Genomic DNA, 16970 nt, shown 5'->3' on the forward strand with positions numbered 1-16970 from the left:
TATATCAAAGTCAGCTGAACGATTGCTATTCTGAGACTGATGAAAAAAATCCCCTTTTGGCAAAGGGGATTTTTTCTACGCTTAGTTTGCCACAATATTGACAAGCTTCCCAGGCACCGCGATGATTTTCCGAATCGTTTTGCCTTCAAGCTGCTCTTTGACCTTTTCATCTGCTTGAGCAAGCTGTTCCAGCTGTTCTTTCGTTGCATCGGCAGGAACCTGTAATTTCGCTTTTACTTTTCCGTTCAGCTGAACAACGATTTCAACTTCATCATCCACAAGTTTTGTTTCATCATATACAGGCCAAGCTTCGTAGGCAATTGTGCCGGAATGGCCAAGCTTCTCCCAAAGCTCTTCCGCTAAGTGTGGCGCGACAGGAGAAAGAAGCTTCACGAAGCCTTCCATATATTCTTTCGGCAGTTCTGTTGCTTTATAAGCTTCATTAATAAAGACCATCAGCTGGGAAATACCCGTGTTGAAACGAAGGCCTTCATAATGGTCTGTGACTTTCATAACCGTTTCATGATAGACGCGCTCCAATGTTTCACCAGCGCCTTCAACGATTTTGCCATTAAGCTCACCGTTTTCTTCAACAAATAGGCGCCATACACGGTCAAGGAAACGACGCGCACCGTCTAATCCTGATTCAGACCAGGCGATTGAAGCATCAAGAGGCCCCATGAACATTTCGTACAATCTCAGGGTATCAGCACCGTGAGAGGACACGATTTCGTCAGGGTTGACAACGTTCCCTTTAGATTTACTCATTTTTTCGTTATTTTCACCGAGAATCATTCCTTGGTTGTACAGCTTTTGGAACGGTTCTTTCGTCGGCACTACACCGATATCATAAAGGAACTTATGCCAGAAGCGGGCATACAGAAGGTGAAGCACGGCATGCTCTGCACCGCCGATATACATATCGACCGGAAGCCATTTTTCCAATTTTTCTGGTGATGCCAGCTGATCCGGATTGTGCGGATCAATATAGCGCAAGAAATACCAGCAGCTTCCCGCCCATTGCGGCATTGTATTCGTTTCTCTTCTTCCTTTTTTCCCTGTCTCAGGATCTGTGACTTCCACCCACTCTTTAATGTTCGCAAGCGGTGATTCGCCCGTTCCGCTCGGTTTGATTTCATCCGTTTTTGGCAAAATCAGCGGCAGCTCCTCTTCCGGGACAGCTGTTGACGTTCCGTCTTCCCAATGAATGACCGGAATCGGCTCGCCCCAATAACGCTGGCGGCTGAAGAGCCAGTCACGAAGACGGTACGTCACTTTCTTCTCACCGTTTTTCGTTTCTTCCAGCCAAGCGATCACTTTCTCAATCGCTTCCTGTTTGTGAAGGCCGTTCAGGAAATCAGAGTTCACGTGCTCGCCGTCGCCAGTATAAGCTGCTTCCTCGACGTTCCCGCCTTTTACGACTTCCTTCACCGGAAGGCCGAATGTTTTGGCGAATTCAAAATCACGCTCATCGTGGCCTGGAACTGCCATGACAGCACCTGTTCCGTATGATGCAAGAACATAATCTGCAATCCAAATCGGCAGTTTTTCTCCGTTTACAGGATTAATCGCATACGCTCCTGTGAATACGCCTGTCTTTGTTTTCGCAAGATCTGTGCGTTCAAGGTCACTCTTTGATTGAATTTCTTTGATATAAGCTTCAACAGCTTCTTTTTGCTCTGCCGTTGTGATGTTTTCCACTAATGCGTGTTCCGGGGCAAGGACAGTGTATGTAGCGCCAAACAGCGTATCTGGTCTTGTTGTAAACACCGTAAAGGAATCATCATGTCCATCTATTGCAAAATGAACGTGAGCGCCTTCCGAACGGCCGATCCAGTTGCGCTGCATATCTTTAATGCTTTCCGGCCAATCAAGCTCTTCCAAATCCTCAAGGAGCCTGTCCGCATAAGCGGTGATTTTCAGCATCCACTGCTTCATTGGGCGTCTCTCTACCGGATGGCCGCCGCGTTCGCTCTTGCCGTCAATGACTTCTTCGTTGGCAAGAACAGTACCGAGCGCAGGGCACCAGTTTACAGGCACTTCGTCAACGTAAGCAAGGCCTTTTTCGTATAGCTTTAAGAAAATCCATTGCGTCCATTTATAGTATTCAGGGTCAGTCGTATTGATTTCGCGATCCCAGTCATATGAGAAGCCAAGCGCTTGAATTTGGCGGCGGAAGTTATCAATATTCTGCTTCGTAAACACAGCGGGGTCGTTCCCTGTGTCAAGCGCGTATTGTTCAGCTGGCAGGCCGAATGCGTCCCAGCCCATTGGATGAAGGACATCATAGCCCTGCATGCGCTTCATGCGGGACAGAATATCCGTAGCTGTGTATCCTTCAGGATGGCCGACGTGCAACCCAGCTCCAGACGGGTAAGGAAACATGTCCAGCGCGTAGAATTTTTGTTTTTCATTATTATCAAGAGTGGCAAATGTTTTGTTTTCAAGCCAATATGTTTGCCATTTCTTTTCTATCTCTTTGTGCTGAAAACTCAAAGTAAAAACCTCCTTCTGATTGAATACGGCGTGTATGGTTCAAGTATTGACGGGAAGGAGAGGATTATTCAGAATATTCCCAAACTAAAAAAAACTCCCTCATCCCTAAAAGGGACGAGAGACTTTCGTTTTCCCGCGGTACCACCCTCGTTAGCGCGGCATACGCCGCACTCACTTGATACTTTTAACGCAGTTATGCGTCAGCGGCTTTTCACCGCTGCAACTCTGAGGTGAGTTCGGAAACAAACTTGATTGACTTTCACCAGCCGTCAACTCTCTGCAACAATATCTGTTTCTTACTGCTCCTCTTCATTGTTCTTATCGCAACCGTAATCTAACTGTATTTTATAGAATTCTGTTCATAAGTGCAAGCAGGTTTGTATACAATGGGAATGTACCCTGAACGGGCGGAGATTGAGGACAATTATTCGGGTGGAGTTTTGGTTTGACGTTTGGACTCGGCCGGTTCGCCGCCGCTGTTCAGTTCTCTCACAAAGTCAAAACTTCTGAGAACAGCTTCACCGCCGTAGCCTGAGATAATGGATAAGATGACAAGTTGAATTCCTGAATCGGGGTCAGCGGATAATACAAGTAAAATGGAAGCCGTCATGCCGATAAACCAATCTTCCAAAAATCCAAGGTAGATAAACCGCTTCGTCATTCTGGGCTTCTCCAGCCTGCCTCTCTTTTTCACATGACCGAGAATCCCCATGATTCCTCCAATTACACAAGCAATGAGTACCTGATGCAGCATCTTCATCATCACCTTCCTAAAGCCCTTATTTCGTAAAGCGACTTCAGGCCATCCAGCCCCCTTAAACGATTCCGATGATTTTCGATATCTACATACCGGCAAATCTGTAAAAAGCTTGTTTCTTCCATTATATGTGAACACATGATCGGTAAGCTTGATGCATTGGATTCATTTTTCACCCAGTGACATTGACCTAGTCACCTATTTAGCATGTAGAAAACCTTTCCGTTCATATGTTCAAATTCTGTTCTTATTTTTAGTGTATACGAGGACAAGCCCTAATGACAAACAACAAACTGCACTTGCTTGAATCAGAACATGTGTTGTGCTACGGTTACTGTAGAATTCATTTTAAAAAAGGGGAATATCAGGCTTTCGCATAGCAAGCTGACGGCCTAAGGGGGATTTATATGGCTAGTTTTCAATCATTTGGGATACCAGGACAGCTGGAAGTCATCAAAAAAGCGCTTGATCACGCGCGAGTCGGTGTGGTAATTACAGATCCTGCACTTGAAGATAATCCTATTGTCTACGTAAACCAAGGTTTTGTTCAAATGACCGGCTACGAGGCCGAGGAAATTTTAGGAAAGAACTGCCGCTTCTTACAGGGGAAACACACAGATCCTGCAGAAGTGGACAACATCAGAACCGCTTTACAAAATAAAGAACCGGTCACCATTCAGATCCAAAACTACAAAAAAGACGGAACGATGTTCTGGAATGAATTAAATATTGATCCAATGGAAATAGAGGATAAAACGTATTTTGTCGGAATTCAGAATGATATCACCAAGCAAAAAGAATATGAAAAGCTTCTCGAGGATTCCCTCACGGAAATTACTGCACTTTCAACTCCTATTGTCCCGATTCGCAATGGCATTTCGGCTCTTCCGCTAGTCGGAAACCTGACAGAGGAGCGATTTAATTCCATCGTTTGCACATTGACGAATATCTTATCAACATCCAAAGATGATTATTTGATCATTGATTTATCCGGATTGGCCCAAGTGAACGAACAAACGGCCGACCAAATTTTCAAGCTGAGCCATTTGCTGAAATTGACCGGAACTGAGTTAATCATTACCGGCATTAAACCTGAATTGGCTATGAAAATGAATAAACTGGATGCCAATTTTTCGTCGCTGAAAACATATTCAAATGTAAAGGATGCCGTCAAAGTGCTTCCGATTATGTAAAAAGATCCCGCTCACCCGGCGGGATCTTTCAGATTGTTGACAAAATCCTAAAATGGTTTTCATTTTAGGATTTTGTCATCTTTTCAGCGTGATTGAAAACCCTTGAAGTCTAGGAAGGACGAGCATAGGAGCGGAGCGAATGTTCTAATTCGTGAGCACCGAAGCGCAGGCCTGACAACGAATGCGAGGGTTTGTCGACACGCTGAAAGATCCCGCTCATCCGGCGGGATCTTTTATTATGAAGAGATTGATGCCTGCTTATTTGTTTCTTTAGCTGATTTTAGCCGTTTGTCATATAGAAGCGTTGTGGCAATACTGATCAGCAGCAATACCAACAGAGATAAAACAAGAGCCCTAATGCCGTAATGATCGACAAGCACTCCTCCGAACAGGGGACCAATCATTCTGCCGCCTGTCGCCGCACTGTTGACAAAGCCTTGATAAAAGCCTTCTTTCCCTTTAGGGGCAAGCTGATTGGCAATAGTCGGCACAGCAGGCCAAACAAGCATTTCTCCGATAGTCAGGATCACCATCGCAGCGAGAAACATCGGAAATTGCTTTGCAGTCAGCAGCATGCTGAAAGACACAATAAAAATGATAAAGCCGATGACCATTTGCGCTTTTAACGACTCGGCCCATTTTTTCACCACAAAACTGACGAGCGGCTGGCCGAGCACAATGAGAATTCCGTTAACCGTCCACAGCACACTGTATAAGGAAAGAGATATTCCAATGCTTTGTGTGTACGAAGCAATTGTGGTTGACCATTGAGAATAAGCCAGCCATCCCAGTACATAGCCTCCGCTTAAAATGATCAGTGCGGCAAATTTTGCTTTGCTGTTCACAGCATCGTAATCAAGCACAGACGTTTGGGACGCATCTCCCGTCTGAATATTTCGAAATCCGAAATATACAATAAAGAAAAAGACCAGATACAGCGCGGCATTCGCCAAAAATACATATGAAAACGAGAAAGACGCCACGACACCGCCAAGCGCTGAACCGACAGCCACACCTGCGTTTTGCGCGACATATATCGCATTAAATGCCTTCCTTCCCCCTTCAGGCCATACCGATCCTGCCATTGCGTAGCTGGCCGGAAAAACAACACCGGAGCCAAAGCCCACAATCGTCAGCAGCACAATATAGGCTGGCCAATCATGAAAAAAGACAAGGCCCATCAGGCTTGCTAACGTAATGGCTATCCCAAGCATAATCGATTTAAAACCGCCGATTTTATCAAACAAAAAACCTCCGCATAAATTACCAGCCACACTGGCGCCGGAATTCAGCATCAGGACAAGTCCGGCTACTGTTAACGACTTTCCTAAATGATTATGGATATAAATCGTATTCAGCGGCCATAAAAAAGAAGCACCCGTCACATTGATAAACATTCCAATGACTAAAATTTTAAGAGCACGCGGCATACTCATCCCCCTTTCTTACCTAAAAAAGCTCATGAAAAAAACGAAACCTAAAACGGCTCCGTACGAATCCAGTTATCATAGCACATTCATTCTATCTGTCTCTCTCACATTTTTCAACTGATGAACGTGAAAAAATCTAACAAATATTATTTGAAAAATGTAAAATAAATAGAAAAAGGGGTCATATTATGGAAATGGTAATAGCATTCTTAGGTTTTCTGGCATGTCTCATTTCACTGGGCTATGGATTATATCACCTTGTCAAATATGTACTGAAAAAGGAAAACGTTTCTCCAAGAGACTTTTTTGGCCGCTTTTCATTGGAGGCCTTGTCCTGCTCTTTACCGGGGCAGCATTGGCAGAACCTGACACTTCCGCAGCAAATGCCGAGAAAAAATATTCAGCGCTAAACGCCGAATATAAAAACCTCACAAAAGAGCATGAAGAACTTGAGAAAGAATATAAATCTGTCAGCTCCGAAGCAAAGAAATTAAAAGACAACAAAGAAGATCAAGACAAGCTTGAGAAGCTCAAAAACGAAAATAGCGATTTAAAAAAGACTCAGAAATCATTAAAAGCTGAGATTAAAGAGCTTCAAGAAAATCAAAAGCAGCTCAAAGAAGATGCAAAAACGGCAAAGGCTGAAAACGAAACACTTCGACAAGATAAAACAAAGCTTGAAAATCAATTAAAAGAGACGGAAAGCCAAACCGCCAGTTCTCATGAAGACACTGGAAGTTCTTCAAACAATACGAGTAAAAGTGATGAAACCAAAACAGCTGACAAAGCAGAAGGCTGTAATATCAAAGGAAGCAAAAACGGCATCTACCACACGCCAGGCAGTACATACTACGACCGGACAACCGATCCGGCTGAAATGTTTTGCTCAGTTGAAGAAGCTGAAGCCGCCGGTTATCGGGCGCCAAAACGATAAACAAAAAGCTCCAGAATGTCTGGAGCTTTTTCTGTTTCACAACGACGATTTAATAACCTTCTTATAATAAAGAACTGACAGAAAACCAAAAATGGAGTAGAGCGCAGTATATAACACCATCACCATAATCATAGGCGCCCATACCTCCGATCCGAATAAGAACCAGCCGGATTGGACGGCAAAGTAACTGTGGAAGAGGCCGACAACGAGCGGAATGCCGAAGTTGTACATTTGTTTAATGCGTATCCCCTTTATCAGGTCGCTCTGCGTAAAACCGAGTTTTCTTAAAATCGTATAGCTCGGTTTTTCATCTTCACTTTCACCCATTTGTTTAAAATAAAGGATACAACCTGATGTAATCAGGAACGTTAACCCTAAGAAGCCGACGATGAACATCACCATACCAAACAGTGATTTTTGCGCAGCGCTTGTATCTAGTCTTGATAAATGCTCGTTTTTCTTGTTCACCTGTTGAAAAAGCTCATTTGCTTTTTCCATTTGATCGTCATGTTTCACATTGACGCCGATAAATGTAGATTGCGCCAGCTGAATGCGGGGGTCTTTATCCTTGTCCAGCTGTTTAAACAGGCTGTCATCCACAATGACAGCGGGCATGCCCCCGCTTGTAAACGTGTAGGATACAAGAAACTCTTCTCTTAATCCTTTATATTTTAATGGCTGCGTCTCGTGCTTGCTTTTTACTTTAATAACACCAGAGTCCTTGAAAACCATTATTTTTTGCAGCAAGTCGGTGTATCCTGAGAAAACGGCTTCTCCAGCCGCCACATCGACTCCTTTTACATCTTTGTCGCTAACAACAGCAAGCTGCATATTGCCGGGATCGCCCTGCATCTCTTTCGGAGTTCCATCCATAATATTTGCAATGTCAACATTTGCTTGCAGGACAGGTGTTGCCTTTTTTACAAACGAGATGTTGCTTTCCCTCAATTTGTTTTCAAATAACTTGGCATCTTTCTCATTCATGAATGAAAAATCAGCCGCTACATTTTGTTCAGCGGTCTTTTCCGACGAGTAATACGAGATGTAAGCAAGAGATAACAGCCCGATGGCGAGCGCTGAAACGGTTGTAATAATCGTCAGCAGCAGCGCATTCGATTTCATTCTGAACATGATCGATGACAGTGACAGAACCTCAGAAATATTTAAGTAGCCGCCCTTGCTTTTTCGAATGATATTCGAGATAAACGTAACTGATCCTTTATAAAACAAAAACGTCCCGATAATGACGCTCCCCAGAATGAAGCTCATCGCAACAAACAGTTCATTAATGGTCTTAAATTTTCCGCCAAACAGCTCAGAAGACACATAGTATCCTGTCAAAATCAACACGATGCCTAAAGCGCCGATCAGCATTTGGAAAAATGATATTTTCTTCACTTTGTCTTCAGTGGAGGACGTTACTTTAAACAAAGATAAAATACTCTGTTTTTTGATAAACGTATAATTCATGATCATGATCAAAAGGTAAATGCCGCAGAACACAATGACCGTTTGGACCAAGGCCTGCTCAGAAAAATGCAGTTTCGCATCCGCTTTGACATCGACAATTTTGAACAGAATCATCAAGACAAGCTTCGATATCGAAAACCCGGCCGCTACCCCGATCGCTAATGAACCGAAATACAGCATGACATTTTCTGCACTTAAGATGTGAAAAATTTTATGCTTCGTCATTCCAATTAATTGAAACAGCCCGATTTCTTTGCTCCGTCTCTTAATAAAAATCGTATTGGCATATAAAATGAAGATCGCCACTACAGCCACAAGCAAAATCGAAGCGGTTTTAATAGCAGCGGCTCCCTTGATTGAAGCCTTCACTTCGTTAATTGCTGGATCATACTGCAGCGTGACAAAGGCGAAATAAAGCGCCACGCTAAAGATGAGCGCAAACACATACAAATAGTAATTCCGGAGATTCTTTTTCAAATTTCGCAGGATGAGCTGATTAATGTTCATGCTGCACCCCGCCTAACACGCCTTGCGTTTTCATAATATCCTGGAAAAACGTCTGCCTGTCCTGGCCCCCTTTATTCAGCTGTGTATACATTTGCCCGTCCTTAATAAAAATGACTCTGCCGCAGTAGCTGGCAGCGACGGGATCATGGGTAACCATAATAATCGTCGCGTTGCGTTTTTGATTGAGCTGGCTCAGCTTATTTAATAGATCGGAGGCCGATTTCGAATCGAGCGCGCCGGTCGGTTCATCAGCGAAAATAATGCTCGGGTCATGAATAAACGCTCTTCCAGCGGATGTTCTCTGCTTCTGGCCGCCGGAAATTTCATTCGGGTATTTATCCCGCAATTCATATATTCCCAGTTCCTTTGCAACTTCCTCAAACTTGCGATTGGCTTCCTTTTTTGATAGTTTCGTGATCGATAAAGGCAGAAGGATATTCTCTTTCACTGTCAATGTGTCTAACAAATTGTAATCCTGAAAGATAAAGCCTAAATGCTGTTTTCTAAATTCAGCCAGCTGCTTTTCCTTCATAGCCGTCATGTCATTTCCATTAATATGAATGGTTCCGTGACTGACCTGATCGATTGAGGACAGAACGTTGAGCAAAGTGGTTTTTCCCGACCCGGAAGCACCCATAATACTGACGAATTCGCCCTTTTCAATGTGAATATCGATGCCCTTCAGCACTTCCTGTTTATTCAGCTTGTTTCCATAACTTTTTCGAATTTTATTCGCTTCTAAAATCACCATTTACGCAGTCTCCTTTATATTGGATAATCTCATTATAAAAAGGAATGCCGGGCTTTTCCTTCGATACGGCGAACAAAAAAGAAAAGCATGTGACATTTTCGTCACACGCTTATGACATGTTCAAATTGATTCCGTATTGGAAAGGTTAATGTAAAAACTGTTCCCGCACCAAACTCCGACTCAACATCAATATGGATCAATAACGGCGCCGCTGCTTTTTTTGCCAAGTACAGCCCCATGCCAGTTGACGCTTGATCATGGTGATCCGTTGTGGATGTAAACCCTTTATCAAAAATACGCGGTACATCTTTTGGATCAATGCCCCTGCCACAGTCCTTCACTTGGAGCTGCGTCTGTTCCCCTTTTTGAAAGCTTTTGATCTCGATTTCAGAGGCTTCGCTGTATTTCACCGCGTTTGTCAGCAGCTGCCTGATGATAAACGCCAGCCATTTTGCATCGCTCAGCACTTCTTTGGCCTCGAGCTTTATGTCAAAACCGATCCCTTTTTGGATACACCACGATTGTAAATCTTTGATTTCTTTAAAGATCAAAGGTTGAAGCTGAATGAATTCTACTGACAGATCGTTTTCAATAAATGATATGCGTTTTTGATGAAGCTGCTGATCAAGAAGCAGGTGAATACGCAGCCATTCATATGACAGCTGGGATTTCAGTGCTTTTTCTTCCATTCTATCAATGATTAAATGCATCGCTGTTAATGGGGTTTTGACCTCATGTATCCATGCCATCAGCTCATCTTTTTCATTTTCCAATGCTAAGCGATGCCGTGCTGCGGTCTGCTTCAAGTGTTCTGTTTGCCCGGCAATGCTTCTTTCAACCATTGCTTCAAACGGCGTTTCCGGTTCATTTATGGCTGTCACATCGAGATTGTTCTCCCATGTTTTCAAGCTTTTATAAAACGCTGTTTCTTTCCGATAGCGGAACCAAAGGAATATGATAAAAAACAAGATGCACAAATACACCATATAAAGTACATTCCCGAATGATATGGAAGGATCGACAAAAGCAATGAACAGCATCAAAGCCTGCTGAAACAAAAACGCGGCAAACCAGCTCCGCCTTTCGATAAGGAATGCTTTAATCATAGAACTTGTCCTCTTCCTTCGCGATGTAGCCCTGGCCCACCTTTGTCTCGATATATGCACCAAGCTGCAGGACGTCCAGTTTTTTTCGCAGGCGATTGACATTGACGGTCAGCGTATTATCACTAACAAAACGCTCATCGTTCCACAAGCTTCTGATCAGCTCTTCCCGGCTGACGATCTTGTTTTTTTGCTCTATTAATTGTTTTAGAATGAACATTTCATTTTTTGTCAGTTCAACAGATCCTTTGTCATTGCTGACGAGGTTCTGCTCCGCGTCTACAGCAGCGCCGCACCACGTTTTAATCGTACTCGGCTCCGTATTATAATGGTGCACACGCCGGAACATCGCTTGGATTTTCGCGATCAGCACATCAAAATGAAATGGCTTTTGAATAAAGTCATCTGCCCCGAGCTGCATAGACATCACCATATCAGCAGGATGATCCCGGGAGGATAAAAAGAGAATCGGAACATTTGACCGGGAGCGGATCAGCCGGCACCAATGAAAGCCGTCAAATTTAGGCAGCTGTACATCAATAATGACACAATCAGGATTAACCGCCGCAAATTCCTGCAGCACCTGACTGAAATCCTGAATGCCGTATACATCATAGGACCATCCCGTTAAACGATCCTTGATTTCATGAAACAGCGATTCATCATCTTCAATCAGCAAAAGTTTAAACAATCAACTCACCGCACTTTTTCCTTTTTTATCAAGTGTATAGCAAAACGCTATCATGCGCTATAGAAAAAGCCGGCTGTCTCAGCCGGCTCGTTCGCATTATAGTTCTCTTCTCAACGCTGTCAGCACGTTGGTTTTTGTTGCTTTTCTCGCCGGGTTCATTCCGGAAATGACTGCGACCCCTCCGCAAATCACAACGGCAATGATCACAAGACTCGCCGGGATGTAGGAGAATGTGTAATTCAAGTCGCCCGCATCGCTTCCGCTTGTGGCCGCAAGAATCATCGGAACGGCCAGGTTGACAAGGTAGCTCACGCCGTAAGAAATGATAATCCCAATCACACAGCCTAAAATTCCGATATACGCGCTTTCCATCAAGAACATTCGGCGAATGATTGACGGGCTCGCCCCAATCGCTTTCATAATGCCGATCTCTTGCGTTCTCTCTGTCACCGCCATCGTCATCGTGTTAAAAATGCCGATCGCTGAAATGATAACTGCGATACATCCGACAAAGATCAGTCCGATTTTGAAGACCATGAAGAAGGTATTGGCTCCCTCAAGTTCAGTAGTCACTGATGTGACATAGTACCCGTCATCTGTTAGATCATTTGTCAGCTGTTCCACATTCTCAAACTTATCAGCAAAAACACCAATGTTCGTTTCAACATTTCCGCCTTTGAAATCTAAGAATTCCGAAAAATCTTTTTTGAATTGATCACTGATAAAAATGTTTGAGTCCTCCATCCAGTCTTGAGATGGTTTTTTTGTAATACCGACAATTTTAAAGTCATATGTTTTTGTTTTTGTAACATCCCCTGTTTTAGGATCTGTCTTCGATACACTTAGTTCTATTGTTTTGTTCAGAATATCTTTCGTATAGCCCTTTGGTTCTTTTATATCTTCTGGATTTCCTTTTGCTTCTTCGATTTTTTTGTTATATTCTTCCGATTCTTTTTTCGTCAATAATCTCTTTGCGAAGTCGTATCCTACTACGATTTCATTTTCCGACTTTGCGACTCTTCCCTTTTCCAATTCCATATTGGCCTTTAATTCATCATTCATATTAGTAAAAATGAGATTTGAGCTTTCATTTGTACGATTGCCTAAAGTAGCTTTGTTTGGTTCATACACTTGCGTTCTTTCTACAACTGACCTTACGTGATCATACTTCTCTAAATCAGCTTTTTTAATAGGCTTGTCTCCTTCCTTGCCCATTACACTGACTTTCGTTACAATCTGCTGGCTCATTGTCATATCTGTAATTGTCTTTTGAATCCCAAATCCAACGGACGACAGCACAACCAAAAACGCACACGCCATTGTTGTCGCAAGAATCGTCATAAAGACGCGAAGTCTGTTTTTCTTCATATTTCTTCTGATAAAATGAACCTGATCCTTAAACCTCAACGGTAATTCCTCCTTTTAGCACACCATCATGAAGCTGAAATTTTGAATGTCCGATAGAAGCGACTTCATCATCGTGAGTAATGATCACAAATGTAATGCCACGCTCACGATTCAGCTGCTGGATCAATTCCAGCACTTCATGTTCCGTTTCTGAATCAAGGCTTCCCGTCGGCTCATCCGCTAAGATAATCGAAGGATTTAAAATCAATGCTCGAGCAATACTGACACGCTGCTGCTGGCCGCCTGACAGTTCATTCGGATAATGAGCGGCGTGGTTTTCCAGACCGACGCGTTTCAGCATGTCCTGCACCTTTTGCTTCCGCTCAGAGGGCTTGATCCCTTTTAACGCCAGCGGCATTTCCACATTCTCATACGTTGTTAAGCCCGGAATGAGCTGAAAGCTTTGAAAAATAAACCCGAAATGGTCAAGCCGAAATTGCGCCCATTCCTTTTCATTAAACCCCGTAACATCAGTGCCATTAATGACAATCCGCCCTTTTGTCGGCGATATGTAGCCGGAAATCAAATTCAAAAGCGTTGATTTCCCTGAGCCGCTTCGCCCGACAATACAGGCGATCTCACCTTTCGCCACGCTCAATGAAACATCCTTCAATACTGGAACTTCATTCTCACGGCCCTTTTTTCCGATCGTGAAAGAATGGTCGATATGCTGAACATCAATCATATGTTCTCTCTCCCTTACAAAAGTTTCATTTTTTTATAAATCGCAAAATAACTGATCAAGAACCCGATTACCGCACCTGTACCCATGCCAATGAGATAACCTGCAAAGCTCTCGCTTGCCGTAAATCCAAAATAGCCGAAGCCCATGATTCCTATGATAATAACGATGATCTGCACCGGGCGGTTAAGCGGCTTCCATAAGAAGAAATATCCGTTTCTTTCATTAGACAGTTTGACAAAGCTAATATAGCCGATAATGTAAAAAATGATAGTCATGATAGCCGGAATGACTAAATAATATGGTGAATTCTCAGCCCATTTCGAGTCTACATAAATTATCGGAATGAAATACTGCACCCATTTAGGTACTGGACCATGGATAAAATCTATTGATCCGCCAAAAAGGATCTCGAGGTTGATCGCAGGCAGGCTGATGAGCAAAAATGGCGAAATGGCCACGGTAAATGAGACTAGAAGCTGTGCGAAACTATTGCCTGTCAAAGCTCCTCCGGCCATAACAAGCGAATAAGCCAGCATGCTGACAATGATCATTCCAAGGCTGTAATTGTGAAAATAAACGGCCTGATCTGTCTTCAAAAGCATGATCAGCAAAACAGACAAAACATAACCTATGAGCTGCGGCACCACAATCACCATTCCGCCGGTAAAGAACTTCGCGTTAAATATCTGCCCTCTTGTATACGGAAGGCTTAATGTAAAATCAAAAAAGCCCTTGCTTCGTTCAATCCCTAGCTGGCTGACCGCCAAAACGACTCCCCAAATCCAAAACAATGAGATAAATGAGCTGTTTAAATAATCAACGCTGAATACGCAGGGGCCGACCCAATTTTCTTTTCCAGTGACACAGCCTTGATAGATGAGATACATATTTAAAATTGATAATGGATTACCCAATATAAAAACCAAAATGGTGATAACTAAGGCGACTTTATTCTGCCGCCACTCTTTGTAAAGCAGTCCGGAATCCGGCAACTCACTTCCCTCCAAACCTATGGCATTTCTTACACTTTTGTTTTCTTATAAATAGAGAAGTAGCTCACAAAGAATCCAGCCACTGCCTCAATGATCATACCCAAAATATAACCAATAATGGAATGTCCGGTATAGTATCCAAATAAACCAAATCCAAGGATGCCGAAAGCCATAACCAGAATTTGCACCGGACGGTCTAATCTGTTCCATAAGAAAAAGTGTCCGTTTCGTTCACTGGGATGCTTTTTGAAGCTTATCAAACCAATCAAGTAAAACAGAATGCTCATGGCAGCTGGAATCATTAAAATATATTTACTATCGATAAGCCAGTCACTTGCAACATAACCAATGGGCACAAGATATAATAAATTGCTCGTCAGAGAGAAATACACCTCCGGGGAAGGGAACATTTCCCATATATTCACACCAAAAACAACTTCAAAGTTTCCAACCGGCAATGCAACAATTAAATACGGCAATACCGCAGCAGCAAATGCCGTTAATAACTGGGCAAAAACACTCCCCGTTAATGCACCAGCAGCCATCAACATACAATAAGCCATAAAACTAATCACAATTACTCCAACGCTGCTGTGCTCAAAAAAGTAGACGTGTTCAGGGCTATAAACAAGAATTAGCAGCCACGCAAGTAAAAAGCCAATCAATTGTGACATCACAATCACAATGCCCCCTAACCAAAATTTCGTCTGGAAAATTTGGCTTCTGTTATACGGGAGGCTTAATATAAAATCCATCGTGCCTTTCGAACGCTCCATTCCGAGGAAGCAGACCGCCAAAATGACCCCCGGCACCCAGTTGATATCTATTAGATTGCTCCTATGATAATTCACAATAAATTCACAATATTGCGGGTCTTGATGAGCCAGACACCCTTGATAAGACAAATACGTATTAATGATAGAAAGCGGATTTGCCAGCACTAAAAACGCAATACTTAGCAAAATCACCACTTGATTCTGTTTCCACTCTCGATAGAGGAGACCTCGGTCTACCATCTCCGCTTCCCTCCAAACTTCGCAATGAACACTTCTTCCAGGTTGACAGGAAGCTCATTCCATACTTTTGGCTTCAGCTCTCTCAAAAAGCTCTTTTTCTCCTCATCGCTTTTCGGTATCAGCACTGTGTAAAACACGCCGGCCTGATCGAGCATCGGAATGTTTTGCTCTCTGATGGCCAGATTGACATCTGTGTCAAACGCCATTTGTATTTTGATGTATTCTTCTTTTAATTCATCAAGATCCATGACGTTGGTCAGCCTGTTATCTTCAAGAAAGCCAATTCGGTTGCACATCCGCTCTATGTCTTCAAGCCGGTGGGACGTAATCAGGATACTCGTATCACGCTCTGCCACTTCATCGACCATCAGCTGCAGCACATCATGTCTAGTTACCGCATCAATACCATCCGTCGGCTCATCAAGGAGGATCAGCGCCGGTCTCGCCGCAAACGACAGAACGAGCGACAGCTGTTTTTTCAAGCCTGTCGACAGCTCACGGTATTTTTTCGTTTCTGGAATTTCGTATCTGTTCATCAGTTCATTCGCGTACGTGACATCAAATTTCGGATATATTCTTCTCAGGATATCAACAAGCTGCTTGTATGTATACTTGTCGTAAAAAGGATTTTGAACAGGCATGTAGATGATATTTTGTTTGACCTTCGGGTGCTTTTTGATTTCTACGCCGTCAAATAAAATCGTTCCGCTGTCAGCGAAAATGATTTGCTGGATTAAGCGAAGCATCGTCGTTTTCCCTGATCCGTTGCGTCCAAGCAATCCAAAGATTTCTCCTTTTTCGATTGTTAATGAAACATCTTTTAATACTTGATTGCCGTCAATCGCTTTTGACAGCTGCCGCAGTTCAATCATTTTTTTTGCCTCCCTTCACATCAGCGCTGATTTCCTTTATCCATTCGTGCAGTTTTTCCAGCTCAACCCCTGCATAGTGTGCATCGATGATGAGCTGTTTGAGTTGCTCTTTAATCATCGTCATCTTCCCTTCAACCAGTGTCGTTTTTGCATTCTCCGATATATAGGTTCCTCTGCCCCGCAGCGTTTCAATAATCCCCTCTCGCTCAAGCTCTTTGTACGCTTTGCTGACAGTGTTCGGATTCGCAATGATGATCGTCGCCAATTCTCTGACAGAAGGAAGCTTATCACCAGGCTTCATGATCCCTTTCAAACAAAGCTCTTTCATTTGCTGAATAATTTGTTCGTAAATGGGTGTTGAGCTTCTTGGATCGATTTGAATCATTTACTTCCCTACTTTCTATACGATCTGAACCTTTTATAGATAAAAATGATCAATTATACTTTTTTGCCATTCAAAACCGATCATCACAAGAACAAGAAAAAAAGAACAAGCGATCACAGATGCCGCAATCAGCATTGGCACGTTACGTTTGTTTCGTTTTTTATGTTTCATAACTGCCTCCCTTAATGTCAATATATAAATGATTTTATATTAGTGTCTATAGCGTATTACTTCAATTAGTACACTTAATACAATAAATACTTTGACTCACAAAGTCAATC

15 protein-coding genes, 1 pseudogene and 1 other annotated feature are annotated in these 16970 nt (G+C 43.0%); of the genes and pseudogenes, 2 read left to right on the forward strand and 14 right to left on the reverse strand.

Features of this window, described 5'->3' with window-relative positions; all coding sequences use genetic code 11:
* Nucleotides 1-81 precede the first annotated feature (81 nt).
* Nucleotides 82-2496 carry a leucine--tRNA ligase gene (gene leuS / locus MKY10_RS15990; protein ID WP_015251406.1) on the reverse strand — a complete coding sequence of 805 codons (2415 nt, stop codon included), beginning with the start codon at nucleotides 2494-2496 and terminating at the stop codon, nucleotides 82-84.
* 107 nt (nucleotides 2497-2603) lie between these two features.
* Nucleotides 2604-2818: a binding site (T-box leader), on the reverse strand.
* Between the two features lie 102 nt (nucleotides 2819-2920).
* Nucleotides 2921-3256 (reverse strand): DUF4257 domain-containing protein, encoded by a 336-nt coding sequence (locus MKY10_RS15995; protein ID WP_003246114.1) that lies wholly within the window; start codon nucleotides 3254-3256, stop codon nucleotides 2921-2923.
* 404 nt (nucleotides 3257-3660) lie between these two features.
* On the opposite strand from MKY10_RS15995, the gene MKY10_RS16000 reads away from it, so the two are divergent.
* On the forward strand, nucleotides 3661-4446 hold the full coding sequence (locus MKY10_RS16000; RefSeq protein WP_015251405.1) for a blue-light photoreceptor: 786 nt from the start codon (nucleotides 3661-3663) through the stop codon (nucleotides 4444-4446).
* Nucleotides 4447-4682: 236 nt separating this feature from the next.
* Here the strand turns inward: MKY10_RS16000 and MKY10_RS16005 are convergent, their stop codons facing one another.
* Nucleotides 4683-5876: an MFS transporter gene (locus tag MKY10_RS16005; protein ID WP_024572130.1), complete on the reverse strand. Its 1194-nt coding sequence runs from the start codon at nucleotides 5874-5876 to the stop codon at nucleotides 4683-4685.
* A gap of 188 nt (nucleotides 5877-6064) precedes the next feature.
* On the opposite strand from MKY10_RS16005, the pseudogene MKY10_RS16010 reads away from it, so the two are divergent.
* Nucleotides 6065-6810: pseudogene (locus MKY10_RS16010) on the forward strand (LMBR1 domain-containing protein).
* 36 nt (nucleotides 6811-6846) lie between these two features.
* Here MKY10_RS16010 and bceB read toward each other — a convergent pair.
* The 11 genes from bceB to MKY10_RS16065 form a co-directional block, all read right to left on the reverse strand.
* The gene (gene bceB, locus MKY10_RS16015; protein ID WP_015251402.1) at nucleotides 6847-8787 is read right to left on the reverse strand and encodes a bacitracin ABC transporter permease BceB; all 1941 of its coding nucleotides are present in this window, start codon (nucleotides 8785-8787) and stop codon (nucleotides 6847-6849) included.
* The gene (gene bceA / locus MKY10_RS16020; protein WP_003229137.1) at nucleotides 8777-9538 is read right to left on the reverse strand and encodes a bacitracin ABC transporter ATP-binding protein BceA; all 762 of its coding nucleotides are present in this window, start codon (nucleotides 9536-9538) and stop codon (nucleotides 8777-8779) included. The genes bceB and bceA overlap by 11 nt, the downstream gene beginning before the upstream one ends.
* A gap of 101 nt (nucleotides 9539-9639) precedes the next feature.
* Nucleotides 9640-10644: a two-component sensor histidine kinase BceS gene (gene bceS / locus MKY10_RS16025; protein ID WP_015251401.1), complete on the reverse strand. Its 1005-nt coding sequence runs from the start codon at nucleotides 10642-10644 to the stop codon at nucleotides 9640-9642.
* Nucleotides 10637-11332 carry a two-component response regulator BceR gene (gene bceR, locus MKY10_RS16030; RefSeq protein ID WP_048655237.1) on the reverse strand — a complete coding sequence of 232 codons (696 nt, stop codon included), beginning with the start codon at nucleotides 11330-11332 and terminating at the stop codon, nucleotides 10637-10639. Before bceR ends, bceS begins: the two co-directional genes overlap by 8 nt.
* Before the next feature lie 96 nt (nucleotides 11333-11428).
* Entirely contained in the window at nucleotides 11429-12739 is a 1311-nt protein-coding gene (ytrF, locus tag MKY10_RS16035; protein ID WP_015251399.1) for an ABC transporter permease YtrF, read from the reverse strand.
* The gene (gene ytrE / locus MKY10_RS16040) at nucleotides 12729-13424 is read right to left on the reverse strand and encodes an ABC transporter ATP-binding protein YtrE (protein WP_003229129.1); all 696 of its coding nucleotides are present in this window, start codon (nucleotides 13422-13424) and stop codon (nucleotides 12729-12731) included. Before ytrE ends, ytrF begins: the two co-directional genes overlap by 11 nt.
* 14 nt (nucleotides 13425-13438) lie before the next feature.
* Complete coding sequence (ytrD, locus tag MKY10_RS16045) at nucleotides 13439-14416, reverse strand: ABC transporter permease YtrD (protein WP_048655236.1); 978 nt, start codon at nucleotides 14414-14416, stop codon at nucleotides 13439-13441.
* Between the two features lie 29 nt (nucleotides 14417-14445).
* Nucleotides 14446-15432: an ABC transporter permease YtrC gene (gene ytrC, locus MKY10_RS16050; protein ID WP_015251397.1), complete on the reverse strand. Its 987-nt coding sequence runs from the start codon at nucleotides 15430-15432 to the stop codon at nucleotides 14446-14448.
* Nucleotides 15426-16304: an ABC transporter ATP-binding protein YtrB gene (ytrB, locus tag MKY10_RS16055; RefSeq protein WP_003229123.1), complete on the reverse strand. Its 879-nt coding sequence runs from the start codon at nucleotides 16302-16304 to the stop codon at nucleotides 15426-15428. The genes ytrC and ytrB overlap by 7 nt, the downstream gene beginning before the upstream one ends.
* The gene (ytrA, locus tag MKY10_RS16060; RefSeq protein WP_003229121.1) at nucleotides 16297-16689 is read right to left on the reverse strand and encodes a GntR family transcriptional regulator YtrA; all 393 of its coding nucleotides are present in this window, start codon (nucleotides 16687-16689) and stop codon (nucleotides 16297-16299) included. Before ytrA ends, ytrB begins: the two co-directional genes overlap by 8 nt.
* 33 nt (nucleotides 16690-16722) lie before the next feature.
* Nucleotides 16723-16860 carry a hypothetical protein gene (locus tag MKY10_RS16065; protein ID WP_003229119.1) on the reverse strand — a complete coding sequence of 46 codons (138 nt, stop codon included), beginning with the start codon at nucleotides 16858-16860 and terminating at the stop codon, nucleotides 16723-16725.
* Nucleotides 16861-16970 lie beyond the last annotated feature (110 nt).

The sequence above is a fragment of the Bacillus sp. FSL P4-0290 genome, from assembly GCF_037975435.1.
GTDB lineage: Bacteria > Bacillota > Bacilli > Bacillales > Bacillaceae > Bacillus > Bacillus subtilis.